17 protein-coding genes are annotated in these 15568 nt (G+C 29.5%); 6 read left to right on the forward strand and 11 right to left on the reverse strand.

Annotation, left to right across the window (positions count from 1 at the left end; translation table 11 throughout):
• Nucleotides 1-13: 13 nt before the first annotated feature.
• A complete protein-coding gene (locus ACH5TW_RS04625) occupies nucleotides 14-562 on the forward strand; it encodes a YceI family protein (RefSeq protein WP_439335309.1) in 549 nt (182 codons plus the stop codon).
• Between the two features lie 59 nt (nucleotides 563-621).
• Here ACH5TW_RS04625 and carB read toward each other — a convergent pair whose 3' ends face one another.
• Both carB and rpmH read right to left on the reverse strand, forming a co-directional pair.
• Entirely contained in the window at nucleotides 622-3474 is a 2853-nt protein-coding gene (gene carB, locus ACH5TW_RS04630) for a carbamoyl-phosphate synthase large subunit (RefSeq protein WP_439335310.1), read from the reverse strand.
• A gap of 112 nt (nucleotides 3475-3586) precedes the next feature.
• Entirely contained in the window at nucleotides 3587-3748 is a 162-nt protein-coding gene (gene rpmH / locus ACH5TW_RS04635) for a 50S ribosomal protein L34 (RefSeq protein WP_188215129.1), read from the reverse strand.
• A 300-nt stretch (nucleotides 3749-4048) separates the two neighbouring features.
• On the opposite strand from rpmH, the gene ACH5TW_RS04640 reads away from it, so the two are divergent.
• Entirely contained in the window at nucleotides 4049-4624 is a 576-nt protein-coding gene (locus tag ACH5TW_RS04640) for a tetratricopeptide repeat protein (protein ID WP_439335311.1), read from the forward strand.
• A gap of 1 nt (nucleotide 4625) precedes the next feature.
• On the opposite strand, the gene ACH5TW_RS04645 is transcribed toward ACH5TW_RS04640, so the two are convergent.
• From ACH5TW_RS04645 to ACH5TW_RS04655, 3 genes are read right to left on the reverse strand one after another with little or no spacing between them, the layout of a single operon-like run.
• Nucleotides 4626-5045, reverse strand: a complete 420-nt coding sequence (locus ACH5TW_RS04645) for a PH domain-containing protein (protein WP_439335312.1) — start codon at nucleotides 5043-5045, stop codon at nucleotides 4626-4628.
• 30 nt (nucleotides 5046-5075) lie between these two features.
• Nucleotides 5076-6002, reverse strand: a complete 927-nt coding sequence (locus ACH5TW_RS04650) for a lytic transglycosylase domain-containing protein (protein ID WP_439335313.1) — start codon at nucleotides 6000-6002, stop codon at nucleotides 5076-5078.
• Nucleotides 6003-6051: 49 nt separating this feature from the next.
• Nucleotides 6052-6717, reverse strand: a complete 666-nt coding sequence (locus tag ACH5TW_RS04655) for an alpha/beta hydrolase (RefSeq protein WP_439335314.1) — start codon at nucleotides 6715-6717, stop codon at nucleotides 6052-6054.
• 116 nt (nucleotides 6718-6833) lie between these two features.
• Here ACH5TW_RS04655 and ACH5TW_RS04660 point away from each other — a divergent pair, with 116 nt between their 5' ends.
• Nucleotides 6834-7130 (forward strand): N-acetyltransferase, encoded by a 297-nt coding sequence (locus ACH5TW_RS04660; RefSeq protein ID WP_439335315.1) that lies wholly within the window; start codon nucleotides 6834-6836, stop codon nucleotides 7128-7130.
• A 73-nt stretch (nucleotides 7131-7203) separates the two neighbouring features.
• On the opposite strand, the gene ACH5TW_RS04665 is transcribed toward ACH5TW_RS04660, so the two are convergent.
• Nucleotides 7204-7590: a hypothetical protein gene (locus tag ACH5TW_RS04665; protein ID WP_439335316.1), complete on the reverse strand. Its 387-nt coding sequence runs from the start codon at nucleotides 7588-7590 to the stop codon at nucleotides 7204-7206.
• A 120-nt stretch (nucleotides 7591-7710) separates the two neighbouring features.
• Complete coding sequence (gene mtaB / locus ACH5TW_RS04670; RefSeq protein ID WP_439335317.1) at nucleotides 7711-9048, reverse strand: tRNA (N(6)-L-threonylcarbamoyladenosine(37)-C(2))-methylthiotransferase MtaB; 1338 nt, start codon at nucleotides 9046-9048, stop codon at nucleotides 7711-7713.
• A gap of 330 nt (nucleotides 9049-9378) precedes the next feature.
• Here mtaB and ACH5TW_RS04675 point away from each other — a divergent pair, with 330 nt between their 5' ends.
• A complete protein-coding gene (locus ACH5TW_RS04675) occupies nucleotides 9379-10902 on the forward strand; it encodes an ABC transporter substrate-binding protein (RefSeq protein WP_439335318.1) in 1524 nt (507 codons plus the stop codon).
• Between the two features lie 5 nt (nucleotides 10903-10907).
• On the opposite strand, the gene ACH5TW_RS04680 is transcribed toward ACH5TW_RS04675, so the two are convergent.
• The 4 genes from ACH5TW_RS04680 to ACH5TW_RS04695 form a co-directional block, all read right to left on the reverse strand.
• Nucleotides 10908-11237, reverse strand: a complete 330-nt coding sequence (locus ACH5TW_RS04680) for a hypothetical protein (RefSeq protein WP_439335319.1) — start codon at nucleotides 11235-11237, stop codon at nucleotides 10908-10910.
• A 4-nt stretch (nucleotides 11238-11241) separates the two neighbouring features.
• Nucleotides 11242-12153, reverse strand: a complete 912-nt coding sequence (locus ACH5TW_RS04685) for a TolB family protein (protein ID WP_439335320.1) — start codon at nucleotides 12151-12153, stop codon at nucleotides 11242-11244.
• 85 nt (nucleotides 12154-12238) lie between these two features.
• On the reverse strand, nucleotides 12239-13414 hold the full coding sequence (locus ACH5TW_RS04690) for a GlmU family protein (protein WP_439335321.1): 1176 nt from the start codon (nucleotides 13412-13414) through the stop codon (nucleotides 12239-12241).
• 131 nt (nucleotides 13415-13545) lie between these two features.
• On the reverse strand, nucleotides 13546-13797 hold the full coding sequence (locus ACH5TW_RS04695) for a type B 50S ribosomal protein L31 (RefSeq protein ID WP_439335322.1): 252 nt from the start codon (nucleotides 13795-13797) through the stop codon (nucleotides 13546-13548).
• A gap of 158 nt (nucleotides 13798-13955) precedes the next feature.
• On the opposite strand from ACH5TW_RS04695, the gene ACH5TW_RS04700 reads away from it, so the two are divergent.
• Nucleotides 13956-14471 carry a DUF4199 domain-containing protein gene (locus tag ACH5TW_RS04700; protein ID WP_439335323.1) on the forward strand — a complete coding sequence of 172 codons (516 nt, stop codon included), beginning with the start codon at nucleotides 13956-13958 and terminating at the stop codon, nucleotides 14469-14471.
• 52 nt (nucleotides 14472-14523) lie between these two features.
• Nucleotides 14524-15474 carry a glycosyltransferase family 2 protein gene (locus tag ACH5TW_RS04705; RefSeq protein ID WP_439335324.1) on the forward strand — a complete coding sequence of 317 codons (951 nt, stop codon included), beginning with the start codon at nucleotides 14524-14526 and terminating at the stop codon, nucleotides 15472-15474.
• Nucleotides 15475-15568: the final 94 nt, after the last annotated feature.

Genomic DNA, 15568 nt, shown 5'->3' on the forward strand with positions numbered 1-15568 from the left:
AAATAAAGTAATTATGAAAAAACTATTATATGCCATAGCTTTTATTAGCTTAAATATATTTGCCCAAGAAAAATATTTAACAAAAACAGGACAAGTAACTTTTGAAGCTTCTGTACCTTCTTTTGAAGAAGTTAAAGCCACCAACAATTCTGTAACAGCAATTATCAATTCAGAAAACGGAGAGCTAGCAGCATTAATATTAGTAAAAGGATTCAGGTTTAAAAATGCATTAATGGAAGAGCACTTTAATGAAAATTATGCTGAATCTGACACTTATCCTAAAGCTACTTTTAAAGGAAAAATAAACAATTTTTCTATAAATAAACTATCTGAAAGCACTACACGTTTTAATTGTAGCGGCATGATAACTTTTCATGGTAAAACAAAAAGCCTTGAGTCGACACCTTTAAATATTTCAATTAGTAATGATGGGAACATTATTATTACAGGAACATTTAAAACAAATGCATCTGATTATGATATAAAAATTCCTAAAATTGTTAAAAGTAAAATTTCAGAAGATATAGAGGTTTCTTTTAACTTTAAACTTAAAAAGAAATAAAACAATCAATAAAAAAGCCGCTATTAGCGGCTTTTTTTATTTAATTAAATATCTACTTATTATTTATTCAAATACATTTTACGTCTTGAATATAAATCGTAAAATTCATCATCTTTTAAACCATCGATAAATAAGATACTTTCTCCTGTACTTTTCATTTCTGGACCAAGCTTTTTATTTACGTTATGGAATTTATCAAAAGAGAATACTGGTTGCTTAATAGCGTAGCCTTCTAATTTAGGTTTAAAATCAAAGTCTTTAACTTTTTTATCACCCAACATCACTTTGGTTGCATAATTTACATATGGTTCTCCGTAAGCTTTTGCAATAAATGGCACCGTTCTAGACGCTCTAGGGTTGGCTTCAATAATATAAACGGTATCGTCTTTAATAGCAAATTGAATATTTATTAAACCAACCGTATTAAGTGCTAAAGCTATCTTTTTAGTATGATCAATAATTTGCTGCATTACTAAATCTCCCAAATTAAATGGTGGTAATAACGAGTTACTATCGCCTGAATGTATACCACATGGCTCAATATGTTCCATAATACCAATTATGTAAACATCTTCTCCATCACAAATAGCATCTGCTTCTGCTTCAATAGCTCCATCTAAATAATGGTCTAATAACAATTGATTCCCTGGCATTCTGCTAAGCAAATCAACCACATGTTTTTCTAACTCTTCTTTATTAATCACAATTTTCATCCCTTGTCCTCCAAGAACATAAGATGGACGTACTAATATTGGAAAGTCTAACACATCGGCTATGGCTGCTGCTTCATCGGCTGTTGTAGCAATATCAAACTGCGGATAAGGAATGTTATTTTCTTTTAATAAGTTAGAAAACAATCCTCTATCTTCAGCTAAATCTAAAGCTTCAAAACTAGTTCCTAATATTTTAATACCGTATTTAGTTAGTTTTTCAGCAAGTTTTAAAGCCGTTTGCCCACCTAACTGCACAATAACACCTTCTGGTTTTTCATGCTTGATAATATCATAGATATGCTCCCAAAAAACAGGTTCGAAGTATAATTTATCGGCAGTATCAAAATCGGTTGAAACTGTTTCAGGATTACAGTTAATCATAATCGTTTCATAACCCGCTTCAGCAGCTGCTAAAACTCCATGAACACAACAGTAATCGAACTCTATGCCTTGTCCAATCCTATTTGGACCAGAACCTAATACAATCACTTTTTTCTTATCGGTAACAACACTTTCGTTATCTGCATAACGATTACCATCAGCAGTTTCCATATCGCTTTCAAACGTTGAATAATAATATGGCGTCTTTGCTTCAAACTCGGCAGCACACGTATCAACTAATTTATAAACACGATTAATACCTAGTTCTTCACGTTTACTATATACTTGGCTTTCTAAACAGCCCAACATATGCGCTATTTGTCTATCACCATAACCTTTTTGCTTCGCTTCTAGTAATAAATCTTTCTCTATAGTATCAATAGTAAAAGTTGAAATTTCATTTCTTAAAAAATGTAACTCTTCATATTGCTTTAAAAACCACATATCTATTCTTGTGATTTCGTGAATTCTACTTAATGGAATTCCCATAGCAATGGCATCATAAATAATAAACACACGATCCCATGATGCATTTGTAAGCTTTTCAATAATCTGATCGTAATTTTTATTCTCTTTTCCGTCAGCTCCTAATCCGTTACGTTTAATTTCTAATGATTGAGTTGCTTTATGCAAGGCTTCTTGAAACGAACGTCCAATTCCCATTACCTCACCAACAGATTTCATTTGAAGACCTAATTTTCTATCTGAACCTTCAAATTTATCAAAGTTCCAACGTGGTATTTTTACAATTACATAATCTAAGGTTGGCTCAAATAAAGCTGAAGTAGATTTTGTAATTTGATTGTTTAATTCATCTAAATGATAGCCTAAAGCTAATTTAGCAGCAATTTTTGCAATTGGATATCCAGTAGCTTTACTAGCCAATGCTGACGAACGTGATACACGTGGATTAATTTCAATAGCAATAATATCTTCTTTTTCATCTGGAGACACAGCAAATTGCACATTACAACCACCTGCAAAATCACCAATACTACGCATCATATGAATAGCCATATCACGCATTTTCTGGAACGTTTTATCACTTAAAGTCATGGCAGGAGCTACTGTAATAGAATCTCCAGTATGAATTCCAATAGGATCCATATTTTCTATAGAACAAATAATAACAACATTATCATTTGAATCTCTAAGAAGTTCTAATTCATATTCTTTCCATCCAATTAAAGCCTTATCAATCATAACTTCATGAATAGGAGAAATCTCTAATCCACGCGTTAATAATTCATCAAAGTCCTCTTCTTTATAAACAAATGATGCTCCAGCTCCTCCAAGAGTAAATGAAGCTCTAATAATTAAAGGAAATCCAAATTCCTGAGCAATCTCTTTTCCTTTTAAATATGAAGTAGCAGTAGCTTGAGGTGCCATAGGAATCCCAATTTTAAGCATCAACTCTCTAAACTGCTCTCTGTCTTCAGTAATATTTATGGCATCAATATTAACACCTATAATTTCTACATTAAAATCATTCCAAATACCTTTCTCATCAGCTTGAATACATAAATTTAATGCTGTTTGACCACCCATTGTTGGTAAAACGGCATCTATTTGAGGATGATCTTTAAGGATTTTAATAATTGACTTTGTAGTAAGAGGTAACAAGTAAACATGATCAGCCATAGAAGGATCTGTCATAATAGTTGCTGGATTAGAATTGATAAGAATCGTTTCTATTCCTTCTTCTCTTAGAGATCTTAAAGCTTGTGTTCCCGAGTAATCAAACTCACAGGCTTGCCCAATAACAATTGGCCCAGATCCAATTATTAAAATTGATTTAAGTTTAGATTTTTTTGGCATTTTTACTGTTTATATATTGAATTATAATTTGTTACAAAAATAGACATTACTAGATATAAAAAAAGGCGTTGCTATTAAGCAACACCTTTAAATTATTAACAATTGTTAATCATTATTTTTTATGTCTAGATTCAGTTGACACAGATAATTTTTTTCTTCCTTTAGCTCTTCTACGTGCTAAAACTTTTCTACCATTAGCAGAAGCCATTCTTTCTCTGAAACCATGTTTGTTTCTTCTCTTTCTTTTTGATGGCTGAAATGTTCTTTTACTCATTATCTTATGTCTTTAAAATCTGAAATGTATATTTTATAGTTTGGCGCTTCCCCAAAACTGACGGCAAATATACAAAGCCTTTATTACTTTGCAAATCATTTTTGAAAAAATATTTTATTTAATTTTCACAAGCTAAAAAGTTTCCGAAAAACCTCTATTTATTTGGGATAACCAGTTGTTTTTTGTTTAAAAGGTATAAGTAATTTTTAATAAAATTTTAGTTTCTTTGCAATCTAAATTAAAAATGGCGTTAATTTGAACGTAAAAGTACGCCTATAACACACATCAAACTAAATAAAAATGTACAATAAAATCATAAAACTTATAATTGCAGCTAGTATTATTGCTTTTGCTGTTTATCAATTTACAGAAGGGAATATAGGTAACGGCATTATGTATATTTTACTTTCTACAATTTTCATTTTCCTTTATTTTAAGAATGAATTTATTCTATTAGCTTTTTTAAGATTGCGTAAACAAGATTTTGAAGGCGCAAAAAAATGGCTTAATAAAATTAAAAACCCTGAAAGTGCTTTAGTAACAAAACAACAAGGTTACTTTAACTACTTACATGGTATTATGGTGTCTCAAAGTAATATAAATGAAGCTGAAAAATATTTCAAAAAAGCCATTTCTTTAGGTTTGTCTATGGATCATGATTTAGCAATGGCAAAACTAAATTTATCTGGTATTGCTTTTTCTAAACGCAGAAAACAAGAAGCTCAAAAACTTTTATCTGAAGCTCAAAAGTTAGATAAACAAGGTATGCTTACAGATCAAATTAAGGAGATGAAGCAAAATATGAAACGTGCCCAAGCTCCTAATCAACATTACGGAACAGGTGGCTCTATAAGAGCACAGAAACGTAGAGGGTAAATTATTGCTTTACCAAAATATTCAGATTTATCTTAACTAAATCCTTAATAAAATTAGACTTATCTTTTGGCGAAATAATTACTGAAGTATATTTACCATAACTTAGTTCAATTCTATCTAGTGAAGCTGCTGGAGATGACATCAAACTATTTGAGTTAGAGATAGATTTTATTGAATGAATATCTAACTCTTTATAATACAAAAACCCTGATTTAATTTTTAAAACGCTATTTATTATAGCATACTTGGTGTTTAAAAATAAGTGTAATACAAAACCAAATATTAAAATAAAAACACCAATAGGAATAATTATACTTTGTATTGATTCTGCTTTAAAAATTCCAAAACCGAAGGATAAAACTAAAATCAAAAAAATAAATAGCAATAACCGGTAGCTAATTTTTGATTTATAAACTTTCATCTAAAACAAGTATTTTTTGTTAGCTAAAACTTACTGTAAGTTATAATATCCTTCTTTAGGAATATCAATAGTGTATAATTTTCTAGATTTGTTATTAAGATGGGACTCACGCAACCAAGGGTTGTGTAGTTTTAGTATTTTATAATTAATACCATAGTTTTGTGCAAACTTTGAAAAATCGGCTACGGCTGTGTCTACTTCAACCTTATATGTAGGCACATTATTATATAAATCTTTATCTCTAAAGTTAAACCCATATTTTGAAGGGTTTGATAAAATCTCCTTTAAAGCCACAATTCTAAACAAATAACGCCCTGTTTCTTCTCCTAATAATAAATCGTAATAATTATCAACACCTTGCTCTTTTAAACGTCTAGAAACCCCAGCATTTCCTGCATTATAAGCGGCAGCAGCAAGTGTCCAAGAGCCTAATTCTTCTTTCGATTTTAACAAGTATTTACAAGCAACCTCAGTTGCCTTTTCTAAATTATAACGTTCGTCTACATTTTTATTTACCTCTAAACCATTCTCTCTACCAGTAGCTGGCATTATTTGCCATACACCTCTTGCCCCTGCAGGAGAAACTGCATTTGTTAAACCACTTTCTATAACCGCTAGATATTTAAAATCTTGAGGGATTCCATATTTTTCTAAAATAGGCTCCATAATTGGAAAATATTTTTTGGCACGTTTAAACATTAACAAACCATTAGATTGCCAATAAGTATTTACCAACAATTCGCGATCCATACGTTCTAAAATATCTGGATTTTTAAGTGGCATGGTTTCTCCTGCAAAATCTAAATTCTCAGGAACTTGAAGCGCATAAACATTATAATCGTTTATTAATTTTGTTTCAAAATTTTCATCGGTTGGAGCATCTTGTAGGGCATAAATAAATAAGGCACACAAACTTAGTAATCCCACAAACGTTAAGGCTTTTTGTACTATCTTCATCTTTAATAAGTTTTGTTTAAAGTTAAAAAAAATAATTGAATTGCTTCTGTTATTCGTTCAAAATAATACGAGGCAAATTTTCGTTAAACCATCTATATTTATTAATAATCATGATATGAGTACCTTTATCTATTGAAGTACAATTAGATATATTTTTGATAGGAAAAACGGCATCATTATCGCCATGAATATGTATAATATTTGGATTATAATTTTCTTGATTCCAACATACCATATTTTTTATAGCCCAACTTAAATATTTACTATCATTAACAGACAAATACTTTTTATATAACTCTAATTTCTTAGAAACAACAGTGCCAAAAGCATATTTAGCTAATACATCAATATTACTTGCTAATTGTGTGGGAACTAATTTATATGCCTTAGTCGCTTTTGCTAATAACATATGTTTTGGTATTTCATATACAGATTTAACACTAGAAACAATTATTAACTTACCTACTTTTATATGCTTACTTATTTCTTGAACCAATACTCCACCAAACGATACTCCTAATAAAACAATATTTTCATGTTTTATAAATTGAGAGACTCTAAATGCGTAATTTGCGAGTAACTCATCATCAAAAGGCATAATCCATTGTAAATAATGGATTTTAAATTGACTTTCAGGTAATTTAATATATTCAAAAATTTTCGGACTGGCTGCCATTCCTGGCATAAGGTAAACATGTATTATCTCTTGACCCATAAGACATTAACCATTTTTTTACTTTATTTTAACGATTTTTTTTTGTATTTTTGCATTACAAAGCTACTAAATTAGTATTCGCTATTTAGATTCCATTGAAATAAAAATTTTACAACATGATTGATGCTGCTGAATTAATAGATAATGATTTTTTACGTCAGTTTGAAATAAAAATTGACGATCATTTAGCAAAAATTGAATATTCACTCCAAGAACGAAAGATTTTTTTAACTAAGCTTATTATTCCAGAAGAAATTAAAGATGAAAATTTTAGCAAAGAATTTTTAGCTATGGTTTTTGAAGAAATTGAAGCCAGAAACCTAAGTGTAGTTCCTACAAGTCCTGAAATTGCAAAATTTGTACGAGGTAACAGAAAATACAAACGTATGTTACCTGTAGGTGTGAGAATATAATTTTCTAAAAAAAACAATTAAAAAAGCCAAAACTATTAAGTTTTGGCTTTTTTAATATTTATGATTCTTAATTTTAATAATATTTTGAATAATCATCAGACACTTTATTTAAACGTAAATCTTGAGAGCTACTTAAAACAAGTTGCCCTTCTGAATTAATAATAAATGTTTTTTGAGTTATATTATCTTCAACAATTGTTACAACATCATCATTTACATTCCAATTAAAAGAAGTGGCACTTGATATTATTTCACTAGAAATAGAAATAGTTTCTTGAATACTCAATCCTGTATTTTTATCACCAAATATTAGTTTATGTGTTTCTGTTGAATTTACATTTAAAGAAGTTGACTCCCAAACACCTAATAAATTTGTGTCTTGATTAATTTCTTCAGTTGTACAGGAAGTAAAGAATGATACAACAATTAGAGTTGTTAATAACAGTAGGTGCTTTTTCATAACTAATAGTTTTGGGGACTTAGTTTAAAATTTAGGTTACACCAAACTTATACTTGTAAAACAAATACATCAAAAAAAATCGTTTAAAATCAATTAAATCAACTTAAAAGGAAGTATTTGCTAATTTATTAGAGCATCATTTTTAACAAAATCAAAACGAACTAAACCATCATCATCAATATTATTGAGTATTACATGCTGTAATTTATTGACTAATTCTGGATTCCAAGGGGTTTTAACTTTTACATAGTTTTCGGTAAAACCATGTATATAACCTTCTTTATTTTCACTTTCAAATAAAACAGTTCTATTAGTCCCAATCTGACTTTCATAAAAAGCACGACGTTTTTTAACAGATAACCCTCGTAGCATTTTACTACGTTTGCTTCTTACATTATTTGGAACTACATCATCCATGTCTGCTGCTTCAGTATTATCACGTTCAGAATAAGTAAAAACATGTAAATAAGAAATATCTAATTCATTTAAAAAGTTATACGTTTCTAAAAAATGATCATCGCTTTCTCCTGGAAAACCAACAATAACATCAACACCTATACAAGCGTGTGGCATGACTTCTTTTATTTTTAAAACTCTATCTACATACAACTCTCGCATATAACGGCGTTTCATTTTTTTAAGAATCTCATTGTTTCCAGATTGTAATGGAATATGAAAATGCGGTACAAAAGCTCTAGATTTTGAAACTAAATCAATGGTTTCATTTTTTAATAAATTGGGTTCTATTGAAGAAATTCGTAAACGCTCAATACCTTTAACTTTATCTAACTCGGTAACTAAATCTAAAAATGTATGCTCATGTTTTTTATTTCCGAATTCCCCTTTACCATAATCACCAATATTTACCCCCGTTAAAACAATTTCTTTAATGTTTTGTTCCGAAATTTCTTGAGCATTTTTCAAAACATTACTCATGGTATCACTTCTTGAAATACCACGTGCTAATGGAATAGTACAATAGGTACACTTATAATCACAACCATCTTGCACTTTTAAAAATGCACGTGTTCTATCTCCTATAGAATAAGAGCCTACATAAAAATCGGCTTCTTCAATTTCACAAGAATGAACTTCTCCTAAATCATTTTTAGAAAGATCATTAAGATAATCGGTTATTTTAAACTTCTCAGTAGCTCCAAGAACCAAATCAACACCATCTACATCGGCTAATTCTTGAGGTTTCAATTGCGCATAACATCCAATTGCAATTACAAAAGCTTCTGAATTTACTTTTTGAGCTTGTTTTACTATGGTTTTAAAACGCTTATCTGCATTTTCAGTAACAGAACAAGTATTTATAACATAGATATTAGCTCTTTCAGAAAAATCTACACGATCAAAACCTTCATCCCTAAAACTCCTAGCAATAGTAGATGTTTCAGAAAAGTTTAGCTTACAACCTAAAGTATAAAATGCGACTTTTTTTCTAGAATTCATTTTTCATATAAAAACATGCAAATTTAATAAAAAAAGAGCGCTTCTAATAGAAACGCTCTTCTTAAAACCATAACATTATAATTAAATAAACATGAGAGAGTTTATTTTATTGATAATAGCAATATTCATCACATTTAAGACACATTACTTTTTAAAAAGTCACATTTATATTTTAAACTTTTTGAAATAATTAGAAATAGACAATAAAACCTTTATTTTTGAATTACCTTAACATATAGTAATTTGATAAAAAAACATACAACCCTTTTATATTTAAGTGTATTTATCATTTTTTTAAATACTTCTTGTAATAATAAAGAATCAAAAAAAATGGATACACTTGCTTTTCGCTATAACGAATATGCAAACATTAATACCTTAGACCCTGCTTTTTCTAGAACATTACAAGATAATTCGGTTTGCAATCAATTATACAATGGCTTAGTACAATTAGATAGTGCTTTAAATATTTTACCATGTATTGCTAAAAATTGGACAATTTCTGATGATGGAAAAACCTATCAGTTTTCACTAAGAAACGATGTTTATTTTCACAAACATGTTCTTTTCGGAAAAGACTCAACAAGAACTGTTGTAGCCAACGATTTTGAATTTAGTTTAAACAGATTAATAGATAAAAAACTAGCAGCTCCAGGCAGTTGGGTTTTAAATAAAGTAGATGGTTTTAAAGCTATTAACGATAGCCTTTTTCAAATTACTTTAAAGCAACCATTCCCTGCTTTCATAGGATTACTTACCATGAAATATTGCTCGGTAGTTCCTAAAGAGGTTGTTAAACATTATGGTTCTGAATTTAGATCACAGCCAATAGGAACAGGTCCCTTTAAATTTAAACGCTGGGAAGAAAACATAAAACTTGTTTTTAGAAAAAACGAACTCTATTTTGAAAAAGATAAAAACGGCAAACAATTACCCTATTTAGAGGCCGTAGCATTAACCTTTTTACCTGATAAACAAAGTGAGTTTCTACAATTTATACAAGGAAATATTGATTATTTATCTGGATTGGATGCTTCATACAAAGACGAATTATTAACAGCCGACGGAAGACTTCGAGACACATACAAATCTACAGTAGATATGATTCGAGGCCCTTATTTAAATACTGAATATTTAGGGTTCTATCTAGATTCTGAAACCCCCGAAATACAATCTGAACTCATAAGAAAAGCCATTAACTATGGTTTTGATAGAAAAAAAATGATGATTTATTTACGAAACGGCATTGGTAATCCAGCCAATGGTGGTTTTATTCCCATTGGTCTTGCTGGTCATGATAAATCTATTGGTTTTACTTACCAACCAGAAAAAGCAAAACAACTTGTTGAGCAATTTAAAAAAGAAAGCGGTATAATTAATCCTGAAATTAACTTAACAACTACAAGTAATTATCTCAGTTTTTGTGAATTTATACAGCGTGAACTTGAAAAAACCGGACTCAATATTCATGTAGATGTCATGCCAGAAGCTACTTTAAGAAGTGCTCGATCTAACGGAAAAGTAGATATGTTTAGAAGCTCTTGGATTGCCGATTATTTAGATGCCGAAAACTATTTATCGATATTCTACAGTAAAAACTTTGCTCCAAACGGATCAAATTACTTCCACTATAAGAGTAAAGAAGTTGATAGCTTATACAACAAAGCTTTTACTATAACAAACATTGAAGAACGCAAACTCTTATACACAAAAATAGATTCTTTGGCTATGGATAAAGCGCTTATGGTACCTTTATTTTATGATGAAGTAGTGCGTTTTACAAGAAAAAACGTAAAAGGTTTAGGAATAAACCCTATTAATATGATTGATTTAAAACGGGTGAGAAAAGATTAGTTCTCTTAATTAATATTTTTTCCAATATCATTAATTTCATCTTTAACGATTACTACTGATTTTTTCCATCTGTTTTCTAAAAACATATAAAAAGCCCATACAGCAAGTAAACCAAATGGAATTACAAGTAAATTCATTCCATAACTTTTTTCCCAGTCAAAACCCCATTCAAAAACAAACATATCTAAAACTGCAATAATCATTACAAACAAAAATCCTACACCATAATAAACAACGATGCTCAATATTGTAAACAACAATTTATTTTGATTAAACTCTTCAGATAAATCATAAAATCGTTTCCCTATAAAATATAACAAAAGAATACCTAACATAAAGCTAATTTAATTTAAAATAATAGACATCATCATCACCTTTTCCTTTTTCTCGCTTAGATGAAAAATATCCAGACACATTATCTTGATTCATAATAAAGGAAAAATCATCTTTATTACTATTTATAGGTTTAGGCAATTTTTCAGCTTTACCAAAAGTCCCATCAGTATTCATAATACTTTTATAAATATCGAAACCTCCAAATCCGTTTGGTCTATTTGACGCAAAATACAACGTGTTATCGTCAGCTATAACAGGAAACATGTCTTTACTATAAGAATTCACTTCACTACCTAAATTTTTTGGTTCGCTAAAAGTATTAGCCCCTAAAACATCTACTTTAAAAATATCAGAACCTCCTTTAGTGGTTTCTTTTCCGCCTCGTAGATTTGCTGTAAAATACAATACATTACCATCTTTACTTAATGATGGGTGTGTATATGAATATTTAGGTTTACAAAAAGGAAGTACTTTAAAATTTGTCCAACCAACACCTTCTTTATACTCACCAACTGCTATATGGAAATTAGTATCTTTAAAGTCGCCTTTAGGTCTGTTTTTAAAAGTATAAAGCGTTGATATATAAAGTAATTTACCGTCAGCAGATTTTGTTGCACTTGTAATTTGAGGTATATTTTGTTTAGAATCTATTTCAAGCAATTTTACAGATTCAATATTACCAGAACTAGCTACATCGCCTTCAAAAATAGTTAATATAGTACTCCCCTGAAAACGTTTTAATCGTCCTTTTTTATCTAATAAATAAGATGTAAAAAGTATTTTTTTACCAACCCGCATCAAACCAAAATGAGGATATTCGGTATTAATATTATGATTTATTACAGTATAATTTTCTGTTTGAGAATAGGATATTATTCCAATAAAAAAAATAAAAACACAACACCAATTGATCATAAGAGAAAGACTAGATTCAAACAAATATAATATTTTGAAATCAATCATCAATTTAAAACATTAATTACCAATGCGTTAAATTAATCTATTCACGCCTATATTTCTTTGTTTCTTCAAAAACGTGTTCTAAAATATCTTTATCTTGCTGTGTAAATTCAATTTGACGCCTAGACATAACAACTTCTGCTACTTCAAAAGCCTTTTTTGTTAAATAGGTTGTAAAACCACTATTACCTCCCCAACTAAAACTTGGCACAAAGTTTCTTGGAAAACCACTTCCAAAAATATTAGCACTCACACCTACAACAGTTCCTGTATTAAACATGGTATTAATTCCGCATTTACTATGATCGCCCATCATGAGTCCACAAAACTGCAAACCTGTTTTTGCAAAACCTTCAGTTTGATAATCCCATAATCTAACCTCTGCATAATTATTTTTCAAGTTAGAGTTATTAGTATCTGCTCCTAAATTACACCATTCACCTAAAACAGAATTCCCTAAAAAACCATCATGTCCTTTATTTGAATTAGCAAAAATAACAGCATTATTAATCTCTCCTCCTACTTTACTTTGAGGCCCTACTGTTGTAGGCCCATAAATTTTAGCGCCTAATTTTACAACCGCACTTTCACATAAAGCAAAAGGTCCACGAATAAGAGTGCCTTCCATAATTAAAGCATCTTTACCTATATATATGGGGCCATTAGTTGCATTTAGTGTTGTGAATTCTAAAGAAGCACCTTCTTCAATAAAAATATTTTCTGGAGCAATAATATTATTACTTTTAGGGATTGGCTGTGATTCTCTACCCGATGTTATTAAATTAAAATCTTCTTGAATAGCATCACCATTTTTAGAAAAAATGTCCCAAGTGTTTTCAATTTTAATAATATCACTGGTAAATTCTATAGCATCAAATGTATCAAAATCAATATCTTCTTGCGATTCTTTAGCAAAAAAAGCTATAATATTGTCGCCATCAAAAACAGCTTGATTTTCCTTTAAATCTTTAATAATACTTACTAATTCTAAATTTGGAAGATAAGACGCATTAATCATAATGTTCTCTTCCATTTCTACCATAGGATATTTATCAGACAAATAATCTTCGGTAACCGTTGTGGTAGTTACTCCTAAAAACATTTCCCACTTTTCTCTAATGGTCAATATACCCACTCTAATATCGGCAACGGGTCTTGTATATGTAAAAGGCAATAGGTTATTACGAGACGGCCCGTCAAAAAGGATGTAATTCATTTTAAAATTTAATAAGTTTATAATTATTGCTATTAACCTAAACTTAAGTTTAATCAAAAATAGTTTAATTGTATAAAACAAAAAAGCCTTTCATTACTGAAAGGCTTTTAAATATAAAATATAACGCTAAATTATTTTTTAAACTTCGCGTATTTGTTTTTGAATTTATCAATACGACCAGCAGTATCTACTAATTTAGATTTACCAGTATAAAATGGATGAGATGATCTTGAAATCTCCATTTTTACTAATGGGTATTCAACACCATCAACTTCTAAAGTTTCATTAGTATTTGCAGTAGACTTTGTTAAAAACACATCATCATTAGACATATCTTTAAATGCTACTATTCTATAATTTTCTGGGTGTATACCTTTTCTCATCGCTAAATGCTTTAATTCTTTTCAATTTTGGAAGTGCAAATTTAAGTAATTTTTATAAATCTACAACACTTTTTAATATTTTTTATTTCTAATATAAATGTAACGTTTTATTATCTTTGAATACTAACCAACTAAACAACTTTAAAACCAATAAAAACATGGAAACAAAAGAACTAACTCTTGGAAATTTCTCTATTAATTACGGTTTGATTTTAGGCATTATTATTATGCTTATTTCAATTATAACATATAGTAACGGAATGGCTCTCGATGGAGTACAATGGCCAAATACAATTTATTATGTAATATTCCCAGTTGTAATAATTTATGCCATTAGTAATTACAAGAAAAAAAACAATGGTATTTTAAGCCTAGCAACTGCAATAAAAATAGGTTTATTAATAGGAGTCATAAGTGCTTTAGTTTATGCTATTTACGGCTTAATTTTCAACTACATAATAGACCCAGAGTTTATGGGACAAGTAATTGAGAGAACTGGTGAAAAATTAATGGAAAACCCAAATTTATCTCCTGAAATTGTAGAAAAACAATTGGAAATGATGAAAAAATTTCAAAACCCTTTTCTTGGTTCTGCAGTTTGGGTAGCTTTTAGTGCTATTTTTGGATTAATTTACTCTCTAATAGGAGGATTAGTAATGAAGAAAGAAGAATAGTTCTACTTAAATAAATTCAGTATTTTTGAATATTATTTTTGAAAATATATAAATGAATATATCTGTAGTTATACCACTACTTAACGAACAAGACTCTTTAACTGAATTACATGATTGGATTGCAAAAGTCATGCAATCCAATCATTTTTCATATGAAATCATTTTTATTGATGATGGTAGTACCGATGATTCTTGGAATATTATTAAACAATTATCTATAAAAAACGAAAACTCTAAAGGTATTCGGTTTTTAAAAAACTTTGGAAAATCGCAAGCACTTCATGCAGGTTTTGAAAAAGCTAAAGGCGATGTAGTTATTACTATGGATGCTGATTTACAAGACAATCCTGATGAAATACCAGAACTTTACAATATGATTGTAAAAGATGGATTCGATTTAGTTTCTGGCTGGAAAAAGAAGCGTTATGATTCTGTTATTTCAAAAAACCTCCCTTCAAAATTATTTAATTGGGCTGCTAGAAAAACCTCTGGTGTTAAATTAAATGATTTTAATTGCGGACTCAAAGCTTACAAATTAGAAGTTGTTAAACATATTGATGTTAATGGCGAAATGCATCGTTACATCCCTGTACTCTCTAAAAATGCTGGTTTTACAAAAATTGGCGAAAAAGTAGTGCAGCATCAAGCTAGAAAATATGGCGAAACCAAATTTGGAATGAATCGGTTTGTTCATGGTTTTTTAGATTTAATAACCATTTGGTTTTTATCACGCTTTGGCAAACGTCCTATGCATTTATTTGGTGCTTTAGGTTTTATTATGTTTGCCATTGGTTTTGGCTTTGCAACCTACCTAGGCGTCGATAAATTATTTTTAAATCCTTCTGGACGACTTATAACACAACGTCCTCAATTCTATATATCACTTGTTACCATGATCATCGGAACACAATTTTTCGTAGCAGGCTTTTTAGGCGAAATTATATTACGCACAAAACAAGATAAAAAACGATATTTAATTAAAGACGAACTAAATTTAAATTAATAGCTAAAAAACAACTTGATAATTATCAATACGTAAACTATTTTTTTAAATTATTATCACACAATTGCTTACTTTTGAAGCATATTTTTTTAAG

It is taken from the genome of Thalassobellus sediminis, from assembly GCF_044386045.1.
GTDB classification, from domain to species: Bacteria; Bacteroidota; Bacteroidia; order Flavobacteriales; family Flavobacteriaceae; genus Thalassobellus; species Thalassobellus sediminis.

Bases quoted from the DNA above. Each gene is read 5' to 3' on its own strand.
- ACH5TW_RS04660 (WP_439335315.1), top strand. From the start codon at position 6,834: ATGATTGATGCTGCTGAATTAATAGATAATGATTTTTTACGTCAGTTT.
- ACH5TW_RS04645 (WP_439335312.1), bottom strand. From the start codon at position 5,045: ATGAAAGTTTATAAATCAAAAATTAGCTACCGGTTATTGCTATTTATT.
- ACH5TW_RS04695 (WP_439335322.1), bottom strand. From the start codon at position 13,797: ATGAGAAAAGGTATACACCCAGAAAATTATAGAATAGTAGCATTTAAA.
- ACH5TW_RS04680 (WP_439335319.1), bottom strand. From the start codon at position 11,237: ATGTTAGGTATTCTTTTGTTATATTTTATAGGGAAACGATTTTATGAT.
- ACH5TW_RS04700 (WP_439335323.1), top strand. From the start codon at position 13,956: ATGGAAACAAAAGAACTAACTCTTGGAAATTTCTCTATTAATTACGGT.
- mtaB (WP_439335317.1), bottom strand. From the start codon at position 9,048: ATGAATTCTAGAAAAAAAGTCGCATTTTATACTTTAGGTTGTAAGCTA.
- rpmH (WP_188215129.1), bottom strand. From the start codon at position 3,748: ATGAGTAAAAGAACATTTCAGCCATCAAAAAGAAAGAGAAGAAACAAA.
- ACH5TW_RS04665 (WP_439335316.1), bottom strand. From the start codon at position 7,590: ATGAAAAAGCACCTACTGTTATTAACAACTCTAATTGTTGTATCATTC.
- ACH5TW_RS04685 (WP_439335320.1), bottom strand. From the start codon at position 12,153: ATGATCAATTGGTGTTGTGTTTTTATTTTTTTTATTGGAATAATATCC.
- ACH5TW_RS04650 (WP_439335313.1), bottom strand. From the start codon at position 6,002: ATGAAGATAGTACAAAAAGCCTTAACGTTTGTGGGATTACTAAGTTTG.
- ACH5TW_RS04655 (WP_439335314.1), bottom strand. From the start codon at position 6,717: ATGGGTCAAGAGATAATACATGTTTACCTTATGCCAGGAATGGCAGCC.
- carB (WP_439335310.1), bottom strand. From the start codon at position 3,474: ATGCCAAAAAAATCTAAACTTAAATCAATTTTAATAATTGGATCTGGG.
- ACH5TW_RS04675 (WP_439335318.1), top strand. From the start codon at position 9,379: ATGGATACACTTGCTTTTCGCTATAACGAATATGCAAACATTAATACC.
- ACH5TW_RS04705 (WP_439335324.1), top strand. From the start codon at position 14,524: ATGAATATATCTGTAGTTATACCACTACTTAACGAACAAGACTCTTTA.
- ACH5TW_RS04640 (WP_439335311.1), top strand. From the start codon at position 4,049: ATGTACAATAAAATCATAAAACTTATAATTGCAGCTAGTATTATTGCT.
- ACH5TW_RS04690 (WP_439335321.1), bottom strand. From the start codon at position 13,414: ATGAATTACATCCTTTTTGACGGGCCGTCTCGTAATAACCTATTGCCT.
- ACH5TW_RS04625 (WP_439335309.1), top strand. From the start codon at position 14: ATGAAAAAACTATTATATGCCATAGCTTTTATTAGCTTAAATATATTT.